Consider the following 15,638-nt stretch of genomic DNA (forward strand, 5'->3'; position numbering starts at 1 on the left):
CAGTCCAGCCCCTGCTCAGCCAGCCAGCTTCGCCCGGTTGGTTTCAAATCCCTTCTGCGAACCGAGCATGGAAAACGGACGTCCGAGGTCTTCCTGCCACATGAGCGAGTCCATTGAAATGTTCAGCGGGCTGTCCTGGATAGTCAGCTCGTAAACGGGCTCATCGTTCGAGGCGTGATTGTGGATCGCCCAGCCGGGTGCGGTCAGCATCAGATCTCCTGCCTTCCAATGATACCGCTTTCCGTCCACGAGGCTGTGCCCGCTGCCGGAGAAGAAATAGTTGATCGCCGATGAAGAATGCCGATGGGGCCTGTCCACGATCTTTGGCGGCCGAAGCGTAATGGTGGCAAAAAATGTGGGTGACGTCCCGTTCAGACGTCCTGAAGCCGGATGATATAAGAGGTAAAGCCGCCTCCCCCGGTATTCCTGGCCCAGACCTGCCAGCCGGTCCAGGTTTGCCTTCACCTTCTCCCACGGCCAGTGAAGTACAGGCCACTCGACGACATCCGGATTCACCAGTTTTTCATATGGCATCAGCCATGCGCCTTCGTCGGTAATCTGGAATGTCCCGAACGGATTTTCCATATTCCCGCCGTGACCTTCGCCACCGGCGGGACGGTGTTCAGATACTGTTTTAGGACCATAAGGATCGTCATCAACCACGTGGATGTTCATCTTCTCCAGCAATGCGGCATTGCTATAGGCAAGGCGGACCTGGAGTTCTTTGGTATCGTTCACGTGCTCGTAGATATTCATCGAGGGGGTGTTCCAGACGTCATACTGCCTGAATACCACCCGCTTGCCATTGATGACCGAGTGTCCGCCGCCACGAATGCAGAAATTAACCTGCGATGAATTGTGGCGGATCGGTTTCGTCCGCTCGCCCGGTTTCAGCACGGAAATCGTCACCTGGGTTCCCGGTGCCAGTCCGTCGCCCACGCCCGTATGGGGATGGGCAATAACCGACATCCGCCGGCCGTTTGCCGGCACCGGCAACGACGCCAGCCGTTCCATCTCGGCTTCAAGTTCCTCTTTTGTTATGAGGACCGGGTCGATCAGCTTCAGCTCCGGCGCAGAAGCACCTGTTCTATTGATGAATTTTGCCTTCAAACGCTCGTCGCTCATGACATCTCCATTTCCGGTTACCCCGGCTCAATCAAAGCGGATTTCCGCGCGCTGGGGAAGCGGCAGTTCCCTGCCGAATTTGCCGGCGTGGGCGGCACGCAGCACCTCGATACCGATCGAAAGGTCCGAAATACCCACTCCCATCGCCTTGAACAAGCTCAGGTCATCGCCCGGCGAGCGCCCTTTTCCGGAGGCAACCACCGAGGCAAGGCTTTCGAGACTTTTCCAGCCGGTCGCATCCTCTCCGAAATGGTCCTGGAATTCGCGCGAGAGTTTTTTCATCTGGTCCACGCTGTCAGCCGCCATGCGGTGAGCTCTGGGAAACAGGTCCTGATGAAATTCGGCCCGCTCGGGCGTAATAGCACCCACCGCATTCACATGTGTCCCGGCAGCCAGCATTCTCGCTCCCAGAAAGGGTTCGGTGGCTCGTGTAACCAGCGTCACTGCCGGCGCCCCCTTCACTGCCTCCGCCACTGAGCCAGCAACCACGACCTCGGTACCGGGGAACCTTTTTCGGAGAATGCCGCCGAATGCTTCCCGCTTTTCAGCCGTCGGGCTGAACACCCGGACCCGCTTCAGCTTGCGCACACACGCAACAGCTGCCACCTGCGGAAGCGCCTGCTTGCCAGCACCGATTACCGCCAGTTCGTCCGCTTCCGGGCTGGAAAGCCACTTGGTGGCCACACCGGAAATACCGCCCGTACGCAGTTGGCCCAGCGCGAAGGCTTCAATAACGGCGATCAGGGCACCATTAGCGCCATCAATCATCACCAGAACCGGCATGGCTCCGCCCGGAGTGTGGGCCCATGTCTTTGTGCCAACTACGGCAGGCGAAAGCTCACTCTCGTCAAATGCCGCCCCGATCGCGTGCAAATTCCCGTGGCCGCCAAAATTTACATGGGTTTTGACCATGTTTCGGGCCTTCCCCTGGGCCTCTATCCTGAGCCCGCGCTCCAGGGCCGCAATGGCGCCAGACATGCTGACGGCACCGGCTACTTCCTTCTCGGTAATCCAGAGAAAGGTTCCGCCCATCACCCAGTCTTCTCCGTGAAAATGGACGGAACAGGTGGCGTCAGCCCCAGACTGTTCACAAAAATCGCATGCGTCAGATACCGGCCAATCAGCATCAGTACGGCAACCGTCTTTTCCGGACCAATGCTGCCAACAGCCTCGTCCAGTTCAGCACGGCAACCCCGGCCGAGTGTCCTGATGGCGGCCAGTGCAAGACGCTGTACCGCCGCCTCATCAGCCTTCAGCAGGCCGGCGGCGGGGTGGAGGGAAATGACTCCGGAAATCCATTCCCGGCTAAAACCGAGCTTGAGGCATAAACGCTCGTGCTGATGCCGCTCATAAGGGTTCCCGGCCTCGGTGGCCGCCGTCAGGGCGACAATTTCCGTCAGATTGTCGGGGAGCGCGGCCTTCAGTTCGTCTGTCAACTGCATGAACGACAACAGGACGCCGGGCTGGCTTGCTGCACATTTGAAAAACTCCCCCAGATACCCGAGACGCTCGACCCGCGGAGCAAGGCGACGGGAGAGTTCTGGCGACATGTCCGGCATTTCCAGACGTGGAATCTGATTACTCATGTAGATCATCCGTAAATTGCGTGATGGAGCCAAGCCTAGCGGGACTGGCTGGTCCTGTCGAACGCTGGATACCGGGGATCAGGCGCTGTTATCCGCCTTTGGAAGTTCGTCGGAATCGGGATTGCACCGCAACTTGTACATACCCACGGCAGCAGCCTCCGCTCGCATATGGAGTATTTCCAGGGATTTGAGCAGATGGCGTACATCGTCGTCAGTAAATGCCTGGAGAAACTCGGCGATACCGTCCAGATGAACCTTGTGTGCCTGCTTGAATTTGCTGCGGCCTGCCGCCGACAGATCAATAAGGCGCACTCGCCCGTCAGCAGGATTCGTCTTGCGCTTCACAAGTCCCTGCGACTCCATCCGGTCAATAAGGCCGGTCACATTGGCGTTGGAAACCACCAGCATCCGGGACAGGTCCGTCAGGCTCATGGGGACCGAGCGATCGGCCAGAATACGCAGCACTTCGTACTGGGCGTTAGACAGGTCGAACTGCCGGAAGACCTGACGGTTGACCACTGTCTCCATCAACCCCCCGATATTGAACAGCAACGCAACAAGCCGTTCTCTCGGTTCCTTGATATGCTCCACGGACATAGGCGCAGTACCTTATTTCCAAACTATCAAAGCCGGCTCCAATTGCAAACCCCTGCCCCAGAAAGATTAGTGCGCCAAATCCCACCGGGCGAAAGGGAATTCAGCTTCGGAAGGGCACTCGGATGCCACATTCACCCGGCGGGGGTATATCAGGCAGGGGAATTGCGCTTCATCAGGGCAATGCGGTTCAAATCGAACCGCTACCGGCAGACGATGATCGTATTCCAGTATGTCGGTATGACGTACAACCGGTGGCCGGTTTATAACTGTCAGTCCACCGGCATCCCGGATCTTTTCCATACTGGCAGCCAGCAGGTTTCGGGCTTCGATATTCAAAAGGCCGCAACGCTGGTTTGTTGCAGCATCGCGCACATAGAGCCCTGCGTTCACCGCCAGCCACAGGCCAACACCAGCCATGACGGCTTTCCCGGCGAGTGGGGTGCGCTCGCGCACCCACTCAATCAAGGCACCGACAATCAGGATGGCACCAAAAGCCGCGGCATACTCGTAGCGAGGCTGCGCGATACCCCGGACGATTACCGGGAACGACAAGAGCGCCATTACCCACACAATGCCCATCCGGGCAGCCGGGCTTCCCCTCCAGATTACCCATCCTGCGGCAGTGAACACACCCAGCGTCAATGCCAGCACCGGATACGGGCCTGGAAATCCTGACGGATTAACCAGCAGGAAAAGCCGGAGGATTGATCCTGCCAGCACCGGAAGGGCACTAACCCCTGCCACGCCCTCGGCCATGGCGCTTGCCGCATGAAGTGAGTCCGATCTCCAGACAGATACCACCAGCAAAGCGGCGTTCACCACCGCAAGTATCGCCACCCATGCACCAAGCCGCGGCCATTCTGTTCGGCGGGCCAGGGCACACGCCGCAGTGGCCAGCACGGCGGGAAATAGAAGTGCGGATATCTTGAAGATCATTGCCATAGCGGCAAGCCCAACTGCCGGCCAGAGCAGTCTGCCCCTGCTGATACCATTCATCCACAAGAGCAGCGACCCCAGGAGCAGCGTGGTCATCTGCACTTCCAGGCTTCCAGCGGCCCATAGCACCGATTCGCTTCCTGGCCGGTGCATGACAAACAGGATGGGAAGCCAGAGGGCAATCGATCCGTCAAACATCCGCTTCGCCAGCAGGAAAACGAACACGCCGTTCAGTCCGTGCATGCAGGCAATCCATACCCGAACCCACCGGTACGGTTCCTCAGGGCTCAGCCAGATGGCGATTTTCCAGTAGGGTGGTACCGACGGATATGTTCCCAGTTTCCAGAACAGGATTTCAGTCCAGCTCCAGCTACGGGCGAAATTCGCACTATACAGGTCATCGACGAGGAACCCTGGACCGCCACCGATCCAGATCAGTCCGGCAATGAAAAGGCCCGCCACGGCCACCCATACGGCTTTCAATCGCGGGTCTTCTCCGGAACACACTGTGGCAGTCTCCCGCCCGAGTTTATCGAAAGCAACCGGGACAGTGACTCTCCATATTGCTGATGGCTTTGGGAAAATTTTCCCATCCCCATAGGGAATTTTCCGTCGTTCCTGACCCTAATAGGCTGGCCATACCTGCACAATGGCCCCGGAATTATGCGCCTTCTGCCAAGTCGTGGCTGGCCCGGTATTTGCTGCCCCTTCCTGCGGAAGAAAAAGGGGAAGTACCAATGACAGTGAAACAGCAACGCCGCGCCAAGGCGGAAAAGGCGGCAGAAATTGCCAGCCGCATAAAAACCTCCCCCTCGGCCCATCAGCTTCTCCTGGAGGGGAAAGAACCGACAAGGCTGCTGGAAGACCGCTCTGAAAACGCCGCCACCCAGGCTCTGATCGAACAGCACCACGACATCGTGGCAATCGTGGACCGGCTGGGAGCCGTTATCCGAACCAGTATCGGGCTGCTACCGGAAGCTCAGAAACGGCGGTTGTTCAATGAACTAATGGGGACGCTCATCCAGAAACTCGAGCGGCATTTCCAGTATGAGGAACGGGGCGGATTCATGACCGATGTCGTGAAGCGCCGCCCAGCACTTGCAGCCGACGTAGAGCGGCTGCTCACGGAACACGGCAACATGATCGGCCAGCTCCGGTGGATACGTGCGCGGTGCATCGAACTGGATCTGGAAACGCTCCAGAAGCATGTCCAGAGCTTCGTTGACAAGTTCTCTCATCACGAACATCACGAGACTGACCTGATCCAGGGGGTCTATTATGGAGAAACCGGGGCCGGGGACTGAGGTGGACCGGATCAAGCCTCTTTGACTGGCGTCACCTCAAACTCGCCTTCCACGGCAAGGATTGCTTCAGCGGCACACTCCGCGACTACAGCGGCGATATTCGTACAGAATTGCTGGCGATCCGGGCCCATAAAGTCCGCGAACTGCCCGGTCAAATCATTGCAGACAATCGACTGGGCCCGGCCCCTGTCCATCCGCACGCGCACGATCTGCTGATAGTGGAGAATTGCCTGTCGAAGCCGGTCCGTAACCTTTCCCGCAGGATCCGGGTCGCCCAGCAGTTCGCCCAGGACCAGTTCCCCCGCCTTGACCGCCCCGCACTCCCCTTCACCCGTGATACCGCCCTTCCGCAATGCCTGATAGGGCCGCGTACCAAGGCCGAATGTCTCGGCAATGGCAATGCCACAGGAACGATGCGGGGTGATCCTGCCCTCATAGAGCAGAAACGCCTTTTCCCGGGCCCGCCGGATCAGATCGGCTTTTCTGGCATCGTCCATACAGGTTTGCAGGATAGCCTATCCGGACATTCCGGAAGAACCCGGCCGCCGCCGGGAAATAATAACACCATTTTCACATGCCGAACTGACATGGAATCTTGCTTCCGCCAGCCTAGTACACATAATCCCACCACGCGTGGCGGCGGCAAGGAGTTTTTCCAATGAAAACTGTCCGTCTGGAACTGGTGGCCCCGATCCCCCGTGAGCAGTTCATGACCATCTATGATGGGGACGAGTTCCGGAGCTACGTGATCCAGCACCATCCCCATGTTTCCGCCATCGAGGTGATCGAGCGGCGCGAGGATGAGACCACACGGCTCATCCGGACCCGCACCACCATGTCCATCGAGGCACCCGGTTTCCTCAAGCTGCTGACCTCGGCCGTCCAGCCGCAGACCGAAGAGGAACAGGTATTCTTCAAGAAGGAATGGCGGTACGAATTCCGCGGCAGCAGTTCTGTTTCCCGCAGCCGGGCCCGCATTGAGCTTGTCCCTGAGGGTGAACAGGGCACGCGCCGGATCGTGAATCTTGAGCTTGAAGCAACCCGGGGACCGGGGTTCCTCCGCAGCCGGGCTGAAGACTATTTTGTCGAAAAAGCCCGCGAGCAGATGGGCTATTATGGAGATATCGTCAAGAAATATATCGCCGAGAAGTTTGGCGTCAGCTACTGACCCTGATCTTACGCCACACCTGAAAATTCGATCTTCCCTTTCCACCGTTCCAGCAGCAGAGTCCGGATCTGGCCGTTTTCGCGTTTCTGGAGCCCGGGATCGGCCTCCAGAAGCCGTGCGGCTGCCTCCCGGCAGGATTGCAGCAGGTCCAGGTCGCGGGCGAGATTCAGGACACGGAACTCCGGCAAACCAGACTGCCGGGTTCCAAGAAACTCCCCAGGACCGCGGATTTCCAGATCTGCTTCCGCGATCCGGAAACCATCATTCGTTGAAGCAAGCACCTGAAGCCTGCGGTGGCCCTCGGCCGAGATCCCCGCACTGGGAACCAGGAAGCAGTAGCTTTGGGCTCCTCCCCGGCCGACACGTCCCCGGAGCTGATGGATTTGTGCGAGTCCAAACCGTTCGGCGTGCTCGATTACCATCACCGTAGCATTCGGTACGTCTATTCCGACTTCGATTACCGTTGTGGACACAAGAACCTGGGTACGCCCGGCACGGAAATCCCCAAGGGCCTTGTCCTTGTCGGCTGGCTTCATCCTGCCATGAAGCAGCCCCACTCTGGCACCGGGGATGTAATGGGACGTGATCTCCTTTACGCCGCGTTCGGCGTCCTTGAGATCGATCAGCTCGCTTTCCGATACCAGCGGGTAAACCACATATGCCTGACGCTCCTCTGCGAGCTGGCGGGCCACCGCGTCCCAAAGTTTCATCTCCGAGCCATCGCCGGCGATCACGGTCTGCACCTGACGCCTGCCAGGAGGCAGTTCATCCAGCGTTGAAATCTCCAGATCCCCATAAACCGTCAGGGCCAGCGTGCGCGGGATCGGAGTAGCCGTCATTACCAGCACATCCGGCATATACCCCTTGCTCAGCAGTGTTCGGCGCTGCTCGACACCGAACCGGTGCTGCTCGTCAATAATGACAAATGCGAGTTTCCCGATCGTCACCTTTTCCTGAATGAGCGCGTGAGTACCAACGGCAATCATGGGCGTCCCACGCGCCAGTTCGTGATAAACCCGCGCCGGAACGAGGCTTTCGGTAGAGAGCTTCTGCGAACCGGTCAGCAATGCGACGGGTACATCCAGGCCCTGCACAAGCTTGGTCATCGTCTGGAAGTGCTGCTCGGCGAGTATTTCCGTCGGTGCCATGAGCGCGGCCTGATAGCCTGCCCCGACGGCAACCAGCGCGGCGGCCAGCGCAACAACGGTTTTCCCTGCACCCACATCGCCCTGCAGAAGCCGGTTCATCGGCCGAGGCTGGACAAGGTCCCTGCGGATTTCGGCAATCGCCCGCTTCTGGGCGCCAGTCAGCTCAAACGGGAGATTACTGATAAACGGCGCCAGCAGGGTGTCGTTGTCCGGAATACTGATACCTGTCACCTCTGCCGTTTGGCGGCGGCGAATGGCGAGCCCCAATGCAAGGAAAAATGCCTCGTGCACCCGGAGCCGTTCATGTGCCTCGGACATGCGGACAAGATACTTTTCTATATCGCTGTCATCGGGTGGCTGGTGCAGACGGCGCACCGCTTCGCCAAGCGGAATCGGAGGCAATGAAATACCTTTCACTGTTTCCAACCCGTCACTCAATCCCTCAACGCCAAGCTGAAGCGCATTCGCTATGGCCGCACGAAGCTGCTTGGGGTGAAGCCCCTCGGTAAGGGGATAGACGGGGATAATTCCGCCTGGGACATGTGATGGTTCTTCGGCAAACTCGATGTCAGGGTGATGAAATTCCCGCTGGGCGCGAAACTGACGGCAATCCCCGGTTACCCGAACCTGGTCACCCGGTTTGGCCCGTGCAGCACGGACACGCTCAAACCCCTGGAACCATTTGCAGGTGAGTTCTCCTGTGCTGTCACGGACGACCAGTTCCCGCCCGTTGCGGCCAAACCGCCCCATCCGGGTCACTTCGCCCACCACGACGGCCTGCATGCCGGGCACAAGATCCCGGATAGGTGTCACATGACGAAGATCGTCATACCTGACCGGCAAGTGAAACAGCAGATCCTCCACTGTGTGGATATCCAGGCGTTCCAGAACACCCGCCAGCTTGGGGCCAACACCCTTCACCCATTTCACTTCATCCTTGAGACCGGGGCCGCTTCCGGAGGATGCTCTCTTCGCCGCTGGAGATTTCCTGGTTGCTGGGGGGGCGGGCACATTTGCCGGCTTCGCAACAGGCCGGGCTGCCGGCCGGCTCACCTCAAACATCGCCGGGCTGCGCAGCCTTTCCACAATCGCCTGCATCCGCTCCAGACGGTTTCGCCGGGCAGCCAGCGGCTGGGTATCCAGTCCTTGAGCGAGCTTCAGGATTTCACTGAAGCTTTCCGGCGCAGCTGGCGCTTCCTCCAGTCCCCTCTGGGCCGCACCAGCCAGGGTTTGCTCAAGTCCATGAGAACGAGCCAGCGAGGCATAACCGCCCCGGGATATCGCCCCGAGCACAGAATCCAGAATCTCCAGCGGTGAGCGGTTTTTGGTCATGTACCGGCCTTGAGATCCAGGGCGAGCAGCTTTGCGGGGTCATCCGTGATGATCGCCCTGACACCCAGCTTTGCCACCCGACGTGCGTCTTCCGGGCGGTTTACCGTCCAGGTCCAGACCGAAAGATCGTCCCGGGCCGCATCGCGCATCATTTCGATGCCGATATTCTCATGGAACGGCGCCAGCAGTTTCGGCTGCACCAATGGCTCTGTCCATCGATCCCGAATCCACCGGGGGTTTCCGTGATAAAAGAGCATCCCGAGCGGCAGCGACCAGCCATGGCGACGGAGCCGCAGCAGACGGACAGGGTTGAATGACGTATAAATAACCCGGTCCCCGGCTCCCATCCGGCGGACGAGACGAAGCAACTTCGATTCCAGCCCGTCAGGTTTCCCTGCCCTGCCTTTCAGTTCGATATCGATAAGCATCTCCGGTCCGAGCGTTTCGATCACCTCCTCCAGTATGGGTATGCGCGAGGAAGTCGGTTCGGGAAGTCCGCTCTCCGGCATGTCCGGGGGCCGTGGCCCACGAACTCTCAGTTCCCGGAGTTCACCCAGCGTCATTGTTTCCAGACGCCCTTCCCCATCGGTCAGCCTTTCCACCTTTTCATCGTGAAAAACCACGACTTCGCCGCTGGCGCAGACATGAACATCCAGTTCCACACCGTGAGCCCCCGTCTCCCGGGCATAACGGAACGCCTCCACGGTGTTTTCGGGCCTCATATGCCGGGCTCCTCGGTGCCCCAGCACCAGGACCGGATCACCCGTACGAGGCGGCGAAAGCAGTTCAGCCAGATGAAGCATAAAGCAGAGCCGTGTCCATCCCGGCGGGCAACGCCAACAAAACCTGCTCCTCCACGTTAATCCCCAATGCGGCTTGGGCGCAATCGGCTGTAACTTACTGAAGAAACAGGCGTTTTAGTCCAAGAAGCAATACGTGTTATCCAAGCCCCATTGACTCCCGCCTATGATATCCTAGACTGGTAAGTCATAAAAATGACCGGATGGTCATTTCCCGCCTGCCCAGAAAGTCCCCATGTCCCACCGTCCTTCCACTGCTACCTCCCGGCCGACCAAATCAGAACTGGTGAAAGAGTTCCGCGAGCGGGAAATCATCGAAGCCGCCCGCCGGGTTTTCACCCGTGAGGGGTTCCAGTCTGCATCCATGGAAAAGATCGCCGAGGAGGCGGGACTGGCGAAGGGGACAATTTATCTTTATTTCCCGAACCGGGAGCAACTCATCATAGAAACACTCGGGGCGGGTGCCCACCGGTTTTACAGCTACTGCCGCGAGCAGTCGCCACCCACCTTCGAACCCGAACAGCGGGTCCGCGCCCTGGTCCGGGCGATGTTCCAGCATGCTGAAGAAGAGCGGGATTTCCAGCGCGCCCTGTTTATCGAACTGAACGAATGGCTATTCACTCCCGCCCGGCAGCATCTTGTACAGGGACTCATCACCGCACACGAGGAGTTCATGTCCTATATCGCATCCATCCTGGAGGAAGGTGCCCGGTGCCGGAAGTTCCGCAAGGCCGACCACCGGCAGCATGCCGGTTATCTGTTCAGTCTGCTCGGCGGGCTGTTCCGGGAACGGCTTATGGGCCTCAATTCGAGCCCGGTCGAGGAGATATCGGCCGGCGTCGCTGACTTTTTTCTGGCTGCCATCGGCACCAAGGACCGTAAACCATGAAGCTACCGATTTCCTTCGTCACCGCCATCACCTTAAGCCTTGCGCTTGGCCTAGTGCCGCCAGTTTCGGCTGTCCATGCAAGCGAACCGGAACCGTTGCCCGAGCTTCTCAGTACAGGGACTGCCCGGCCGGTGACCTTGAGGGAAGCGGTCCAGATGGCACTGGAAAAGGCCGAAGAGATCGAACTCGTGCGGATAGACTATCGCAAGGCTATCCACGCAGTTCAGTCACAGATGGGCGTGTTCGACCCCACCCTTTCGGCCGCATATACCTACACCAACACCGACTCGATCTCGCCGAACCTCTTTAACCTCAGCAGTCCGATCGTGAAGAACAAATCGCACCAGCTTACCTTTGGTCTGGGCGGGCTCATCCCCACCGGTGCAACTTATGACCTGTCTATTGTCAATGAGCGGACCCGGAACGCCAGTCCCTTTACAACCCTGGTTCCGCAGAACTCGGTCAGGCTGGCCGGCACCCTCAGGCAGCCGCTCCTCAAGAATCGTGGACTCAGCGTCACCCTGACCCAGCTCCGGATTGCCCGTGGGCTTGAAGAAGGGCAGAAGTCGGTCCTGCTTCAGCGGATACAGGGCACCGCCTATAACGTGATCCGTTCCTACTGGGATCTGGTGTTCAGGCAGAAGGATCTGGAGGCCAAGCTCGACTCGCTCAAGGCGGCAGAGGATCTGGTGCGGGTAGCGGAGAACCGGGTTCGCGTGAGAGTCGATCCGCCGATCTACCTGACCCAGGCAAGAGCAGGGGCGGAAATCCGGCGCGAACAGGTGATCCTTGCCCGGGAACAGCTCGAACTGGCCCGCGACAGCCTGCGTCAGCAGGTGATGCTGGTTGAATCCGCCCGGGAGCTGGCCGAGCCCGAAAAATTCGAGCCTGCCGATTCCCCGGCATATGTACCGTTCGATCCGCCCTATGAGGAGTCGGTTCGCAAGGCGATGGACCAGCGGCCGGAGTTCGTCATATCCAGGGTCACACGCGACAACGCGAAGTCCCAGGCCGTTGCGGCCGCCAACGGCCGCTGGCCGGAACTGAATGCGACCGTTACCGGCGGGCTCGCCGGCCTTTCAGGAACAGCCCGGCCCGCACGGCCCAGCGATAGCCCCCAGACAGGAACCGCTCTACAGCAGCTGCAAAACCAATGGGGCGGCGGAATGGGTTCCGCATGGGAAAGCGCCCTGGGTGCCGACGGGCCTTTCTTCGCCCTAGGGGCGGAGTTCCGGATGCCTGTCCCGAACCAGAGAGCGAGAGCAGCCAATGCCCAGGCGCAGCTGGATCTCGACAACGCCGAGATCGGACTTCGCAAAACCGAGGAAACCGTGCTGATGGATGTCCGCCGCACAATCCGGTCGCTCCAGGCAAGCGCGCAGCGAATCCGCTCAACCGAACTGAACGTCAACCTGGCACAGGAAAACGTGACCGCCGAACGGCGGCGTTACGAAGTCGGGATTTCGACCAGCTGGGACGTGCTGGAACGGGAAAAGGAACTTACCGAAGCCAGGGCCGGCTACTACCGGGCGCTTGCCGACTACAACACGGCTCGGGCCGCCTATGAACTGGCGGTGGGAACGATTCTTGAGTTCGTCGGCATAGACGTTGATGTGGCAGGAGAGCGTACATGACCATCACCCAGAAGCGATGGGCAATTGTCGGCGGTGTCGTGGCCATTCTGGCTGTTCTGGGCGTATTCGGCGCCCGGAAAAAACCGCTTGAGGTAAAAACAGTCCGTGTTTCCCGCGGGCTGGTGGAACGGACCGTCAGCTCCACCTCCAGCGGCAGCGTGAAAGCCCGTCTCGCCGCTGATCTCAAGAGCGAAATAGTCGCCAAGGTGCTCCGTCATGAAGTGAACGAGGGCGACAAGGCTAAGAAAGACGATCCTCTGGTCACACTGGATACGGCTACTTTCGCGGCCAGCCTGACACTCAATGAAGCCTCCCGGCGGGCGCAGCAGGCCCGGGTGGAACAGGCCCGGGCCCGCCTGGAGAATGCCCGGCAGGACCATGACCGGATTCAGAACCTGTACAAGGAGCAGATCGTGGCAGAAGACCGCCTGCAGGCGGCAAAAACCGCCCTGGATGTGGCCGAACAGGAATTGTCGGCAGCCCGGTCACTGGTTGAGCAATTGTCGGCCCAGATAGAAATGGACCGTGTCAACCTGTCGAGAGGCGTTATCCGTGCTCCGTTCGACGGGGTCATCGTCAGCCTGGACATGGACCCGGGAGAAACTGCCATTGTCGGCACACGGCTCGTACGGATCGTCAACAATGAGGACGTATATGTCGAGGCACCGATCGACGAATCCGACCTGGGGCTGCTCAAGCTGGGGCAGGACGTAAGGGTAACCTTCGACGCCTTCCCGAAGGAGACTTTCACCGGAAAACTCTCCTTTATTTCACCGTCGGTGACCATCGATTCGACTGCTGTCCGGACGGTGGCGGTCCGGGTAATTCTGGATAGTGTCACTGGCCGTATGCGAGATGGCATGTCGGCCGATGTGGAAATCATTGTCGAAAAGCTCGAGGCCGTTCCGTTCGTACCGACTCAGGCCGTCATTGCCACTGCCGACGAGACCTACGTTTATGTCGTCGAAAACAAGCGTGTGGCCAAGAGGGTGATCCAGCCCGGTATCTCCAACTGGGACCGGACGGAAGTCCGCTCGGGACTTGGCGACAGCGATCACGTCATCATGGCCATCGACCGCCGCGAAATCAGCGAAGGCAACCGGGTCAAGGAGGAACTTTCGGGTGATCCGGGGCACGCAGCTCGTTAAACGCTACCAGATGGGCGAAGAATTCCTCGACGCCCTGAAGGGTGTCGATATCTCAGTCGATGCAGGCGAGTACATCGCCATCATAGGTCCATCCGGATCGGGAAAATCGACACTGATGAACATTATCGGCTGCCTCGATTCACCGACGTCAGGAACGCTCTGGCTGGACGGACAGGAAGTGTCCGGAATGAGTGACACCGAACTCGCCCAGCTCCGGAACCAGAAGATCGGGTTCGTTTTCCAGTCGTTCAACCTGCTCCCGCGGTTTTCGGCCCTCAAAAATGTGGAACTCCCGCTCATCTATTCGGGGATTTCACCTGAAGAGCGCCTCCGGATGGCTGAAGAAGCACTCACCAAGGTCGGCCTCAAAGACCGGATGCTCCACAAGCCGAATGAACTGTCGGGTGGCCAGCGCCAGCGGGTCGCCATCGCACGGGCTATCGTGAACCGGCCGGCCATCCTGTTCGCCGACGAGCCCACAGGCGCACTCGACACCAAAACCGGCGAGGAAATTGTTGCCCTCTTCGAGTCCCTGAACGAAAAGCTGGGAACGACCCTGATCGTCGTTACCCATGAGCCCAACGTCGCCGAAAAGGCACGCAGGATCATCAAGATCATGGACGGCAAGATTCTTTCCGATGAGCGTCTGCGGCCCGAGCCTGTCCGGGCGGCCTGAGCCCAAAGTGGCCTTCTGTCCCCGTTTCATCTAAAAAACGCGCTCCTTCCAGACTCCCCACCGAAAGGGCCTTTTGCGATGTACCTCGACGACATGACCCGTGAGCAGTTCAAAGAGCTTCTGCGTGAGGCTTTTCTCGAATCGAGCGAAACCCGGCCAATCCGCATGGCCCGTAAATGGGACGGTGGAACAATCGTGATCAAGCCGGCCAATGACGCGCAGCAGCCCAAAGAAATTCCGGTTGACGTGTTTTTCCACAAGGTCGTGATGGTCCGCGACCGGCTGAGGGTGATGGAACAGAAAATCAACGCACATTCCGGACTCTCGGATTCGGAAAAAGTCGAGTTGCAGCAGTATCTGACCCGCATCTATGGTTCCCTGACGACGTTCAACGTCCTGTTCGCCGACGAGGCGGACCGTTTCAAGGGTGAGGCTGGCAAGGGCGAATAAGCCCATAGAGACGCACGTTCCGGTGTCGCTACCACTACAGTTTAAGGAAAACCCCGTGCCGGCGGTCCGGATATGGCTGCTTGGCTCCGGTTCATCCGGAAATGCCTGTTATGTGGAATCAGCAGGCTTCGGCATTCTGATTGACTGCGGACTTCCGCCGATGACGCTGCGAAAACGGCTCCGCTCCATCGGCCGTGACTGGGATTCAGTACAGCACATCATTCTGACCCATGAACACGCCGACCATGCAGGGGGCATCACCAAACTATCCGAAAAGCACCCCGCCCTCTCCGTTTATGCCACCAAGGAAACCGGACGGGCCGTTCACCGGGAAACGGGATTTGAACGGCTGCGCCCCCTTGTCCCGCTGGACCCGTTTGACCTGGGACCATTCCGCGTCACCGGGCTCCCCGTTCCGCACGATGCCGCGGGCCCCGTGGCCTTCCGGATCGAGGCGGGTGCGGCCCGCTTCGGATACCTGACGGACCTTGGTTCAATCACGGATACCCTGGCCGAGCGGCTTTTCGACGTTCAGACGCTGATCTGCGAGGCCAATCACGATCTGGACCGGCTGGAAGCCGGACCATACCCCTCGTTCCTGAAAAAACGCGTCAGTTCCGACATGGGGCACCTGAACAATGACCAGTGCGCCGCCTTCGTGGGCCGGATTGCCGAGCAGGGACACCTTGAACGCGTGGTGCTGGCCCACCTCTCGGAAGTCAACAATACGCCGGAACTGGCCTACGGAGCCGTCCGGGCGGAACTTGACGCCTGTGGGGCAGAAACGGTTAGCGTCGCCTGCGCCCGGCGCCGGGAGATCAGCGACGTGATCGATCTGCTGTAGC

The 15,638-nt window shown here is 59.3% G+C and carries 16 protein-coding genes; 8 read left to right on the forward strand and 8 right to left on the reverse strand.

The window, feature by feature from the left end:
• Nucleotides 1-15 precede the first annotated feature (15 nt).
• The 5 genes from KIT79_10475 to KIT79_10495 form a co-directional block, all read right to left on the reverse strand.
• Nucleotides 16-1,125 (reverse strand): cupin domain-containing protein, encoded by a 1,110-nt coding sequence (locus KIT79_10475; protein ID MCW5829722.1) that lies wholly within the window; start codon nucleotides 1,123-1,125, stop codon nucleotides 16-18.
• 27 nt (nucleotides 1,126-1,152) lie between these two features.
• Nucleotides 1,153-2,157 (reverse strand): ornithine cyclodeaminase family protein, encoded by a 1,005-nt coding sequence (locus KIT79_10480; protein MCW5829723.1) that lies wholly within the window; start codon nucleotides 2,155-2,157, stop codon nucleotides 1,153-1,155.
• The gene (locus KIT79_10485) at nucleotides 2,157-2,711 is read right to left on the reverse strand and encodes a hypothetical protein (protein ID MCW5829724.1); all 555 of its coding nucleotides are present in this window, start codon (nucleotides 2,709-2,711) and stop codon (nucleotides 2,157-2,159) included. The genes KIT79_10480 and KIT79_10485 overlap by 1 nt, the downstream gene beginning before the upstream one ends.
• A 78-nt stretch (nucleotides 2,712-2,789) precedes the next feature.
• Nucleotides 2,790-3,308: a MarR family transcriptional regulator gene (locus KIT79_10490; protein ID MCW5829725.1), complete on the reverse strand. Its 519-nt coding sequence runs from the start codon at nucleotides 3,306-3,308 to the stop codon at nucleotides 2,790-2,792.
• 66 nt (nucleotides 3,309-3,374) lie between these two features.
• Nucleotides 3,375-4,727 carry a hypothetical protein gene (locus KIT79_10495; GenBank protein MCW5829726.1) on the reverse strand — a complete coding sequence of 451 codons (1,353 nt, stop codon included), beginning with the start codon at nucleotides 4,725-4,727 and terminating at the stop codon, nucleotides 3,375-3,377.
• A gap of 254 nt (nucleotides 4,728-4,981) precedes the next feature.
• Between KIT79_10495 and KIT79_10500 the strand changes: the two genes are divergently transcribed.
• Nucleotides 4,982-5,548, forward strand: coding sequence for a hemerythrin domain-containing protein (locus KIT79_10500; protein MCW5829727.1), 567 nt, complete (start codon nucleotides 4,982-4,984; stop codon nucleotides 5,546-5,548).
• Nucleotides 5,549-5,559: 11 nt separating this feature from the next.
• On the opposite strand, the gene KIT79_10505 is transcribed toward KIT79_10500, so the two are convergent.
• The gene (locus KIT79_10505; GenBank protein ID MCW5829728.1) at nucleotides 5,560-6,045 is read right to left on the reverse strand and encodes a hypothetical protein; all 486 of its coding nucleotides are present in this window, start codon (nucleotides 6,043-6,045) and stop codon (nucleotides 5,560-5,562) included.
• Between the two features lie 161 nt (nucleotides 6,046-6,206).
• Here KIT79_10505 and KIT79_10510 point away from each other — a divergent pair, with 161 nt between their 5' ends.
• Complete coding sequence (locus tag KIT79_10510) at nucleotides 6,207-6,716, forward strand: hypothetical protein (GenBank protein MCW5829729.1); 510 nt, start codon at nucleotides 6,207-6,209, stop codon at nucleotides 6,714-6,716.
• An 8-nt stretch (nucleotides 6,717-6,724) separates the two neighbouring features.
• Here KIT79_10510 and recG read toward each other — a convergent pair whose 3' ends face one another.
• Together recG and KIT79_10520 are read right to left on the reverse strand one after the other, a co-directional pair.
• Nucleotides 6,725-9,196, reverse strand: coding sequence for an ATP-dependent DNA helicase RecG (gene recG, locus KIT79_10515; GenBank protein MCW5829730.1), 2,472 nt, complete (start codon nucleotides 9,194-9,196; stop codon nucleotides 6,725-6,727).
• Nucleotides 9,193-9,918: a hypothetical protein gene (locus KIT79_10520; protein ID MCW5829731.1), complete on the reverse strand. Its 726-nt coding sequence runs from the start codon at nucleotides 9,916-9,918 to the stop codon at nucleotides 9,193-9,195. Before KIT79_10520 ends, recG begins: the two co-directional genes overlap by 4 nt.
• A gap of 313 nt (nucleotides 9,919-10,231) precedes the next feature.
• Between KIT79_10520 and KIT79_10525 the strand changes: the two genes are divergently transcribed.
• The 6 genes from KIT79_10525 (at nucleotide 10,232) to KIT79_10550 (ending at nucleotide 15,637) form a co-directional block, all read left to right on the forward strand.
• The gene (locus tag KIT79_10525; protein MCW5829732.1) at nucleotides 10,232-10,885 is read left to right on the forward strand and encodes a TetR/AcrR family transcriptional regulator; all 654 of its coding nucleotides are present in this window, start codon (nucleotides 10,232-10,234) and stop codon (nucleotides 10,883-10,885) included.
• Nucleotides 10,882-12,519: a TolC family protein gene (locus KIT79_10530; protein ID MCW5829733.1), complete on the forward strand. Its 1,638-nt coding sequence runs from the start codon at nucleotides 10,882-10,884 to the stop codon at nucleotides 12,517-12,519. Before KIT79_10525 ends, KIT79_10530 begins: the two co-directional genes overlap by 4 nt.
• The gene (locus KIT79_10535; GenBank protein ID MCW5829734.1) at nucleotides 12,516-13,667 is read left to right on the forward strand and encodes an efflux RND transporter periplasmic adaptor subunit; all 1,152 of its coding nucleotides are present in this window, start codon (nucleotides 12,516-12,518) and stop codon (nucleotides 13,665-13,667) included. Before KIT79_10530 ends, KIT79_10535 begins: the two co-directional genes overlap by 4 nt.
• Entirely contained in the window at nucleotides 13,642-14,343 is a 702-nt protein-coding gene (locus KIT79_10540; protein MCW5829735.1) for an ABC transporter ATP-binding protein, read from the forward strand. Before KIT79_10535 ends, KIT79_10540 begins: the two co-directional genes overlap by 26 nt.
• Nucleotides 14,344-14,421: 78 nt before the next feature.
• Nucleotides 14,422-14,793: a hypothetical protein gene (locus KIT79_10545; protein MCW5829736.1), complete on the forward strand. Its 372-nt coding sequence runs from the start codon at nucleotides 14,422-14,424 to the stop codon at nucleotides 14,791-14,793.
• A gap of 112 nt (nucleotides 14,794-14,905) precedes the next feature.
• Nucleotides 14,906-15,637: an MBL fold metallo-hydrolase gene (locus KIT79_10550; GenBank protein MCW5829737.1), complete on the forward strand. Its 732-nt coding sequence runs from the start codon at nucleotides 14,906-14,908 to the stop codon at nucleotides 15,635-15,637.
• The last annotated feature ends 1 nt before the right edge of the window (nucleotide 15,638 follow it).

It is taken from the genome of Deltaproteobacteria bacterium, assembly GCA_026129095.1.
Taxonomy (GTDB): domain Bacteria; phylum JAGRBM01; class JAGRBM01; order JAGRBM01; family JAHCIT01; genus JAHCIT01.

What these genes read in the sequence shown, in the direction of transcription:
- KIT79_10545 (MCW5829736.1), top strand. Translation starts at nt 14,422, where the DNA reads ATGTACCTCGACGACATGACCCGTGAGCAGTTCAAAGAGCTTCTGCGT.
- KIT79_10500 (MCW5829727.1), top strand. Translation starts at nt 4,982, where the DNA reads ATGACAGTGAAACAGCAACGCCGCGCCAAGGCGGAAAAGGCGGCAGAA.
- KIT79_10480 (MCW5829723.1), bottom strand. Translation starts at nt 2,157, where the DNA reads ATGGGCGGAACCTTTCTCTGGATTACCGAGAAGGAAGTAGCCGGTGCC.
- recG (MCW5829730.1), bottom strand. Translation starts at nt 9,196, where the DNA reads ATGACCAAAAACCGCTCACCGCTGGAGATTCTGGATTCTGTGCTCGGG.
- KIT79_10475 (MCW5829722.1), bottom strand. Translation starts at nt 1,125, where the DNA reads ATGAGCGACGAGCGTTTGAAGGCAAAATTCATCAATAGAACAGGTGCT.
- KIT79_10485 (MCW5829724.1), bottom strand. Translation starts at nt 2,711, where the DNA reads ATGAGTAATCAGATTCCACGTCTGGAAATGCCGGACATGTCGCCAGAA.
- KIT79_10525 (MCW5829732.1), top strand. Translation starts at nt 10,232, where the DNA reads ATGTCCCACCGTCCTTCCACTGCTACCTCCCGGCCGACCAAATCAGAA.
- KIT79_10520 (MCW5829731.1), bottom strand. Translation starts at nt 9,918, where the DNA reads ATGAGGCCCGAAAACACCGTGGAGGCGTTCCGTTATGCCCGGGAGACG.
- KIT79_10530 (MCW5829733.1), top strand. Translation starts at nt 10,882, where the DNA reads ATGAAGCTACCGATTTCCTTCGTCACCGCCATCACCTTAAGCCTTGCG.
- KIT79_10505 (MCW5829728.1), bottom strand. Translation starts at nt 6,045, where the DNA reads ATGGACGATGCCAGAAAAGCCGATCTGATCCGGCGGGCCCGGGAAAAG.
- KIT79_10490 (MCW5829725.1), bottom strand. Translation starts at nt 3,308, where the DNA reads ATGTCCGTGGAGCATATCAAGGAACCGAGAGAACGGCTTGTTGCGTTG.
- KIT79_10535 (MCW5829734.1), top strand. Translation starts at nt 12,516, where the DNA reads ATGACCATCACCCAGAAGCGATGGGCAATTGTCGGCGGTGTCGTGGCC.
- KIT79_10510 (MCW5829729.1), top strand. Translation starts at nt 6,207, where the DNA reads ATGAAAACTGTCCGTCTGGAACTGGTGGCCCCGATCCCCCGTGAGCAG.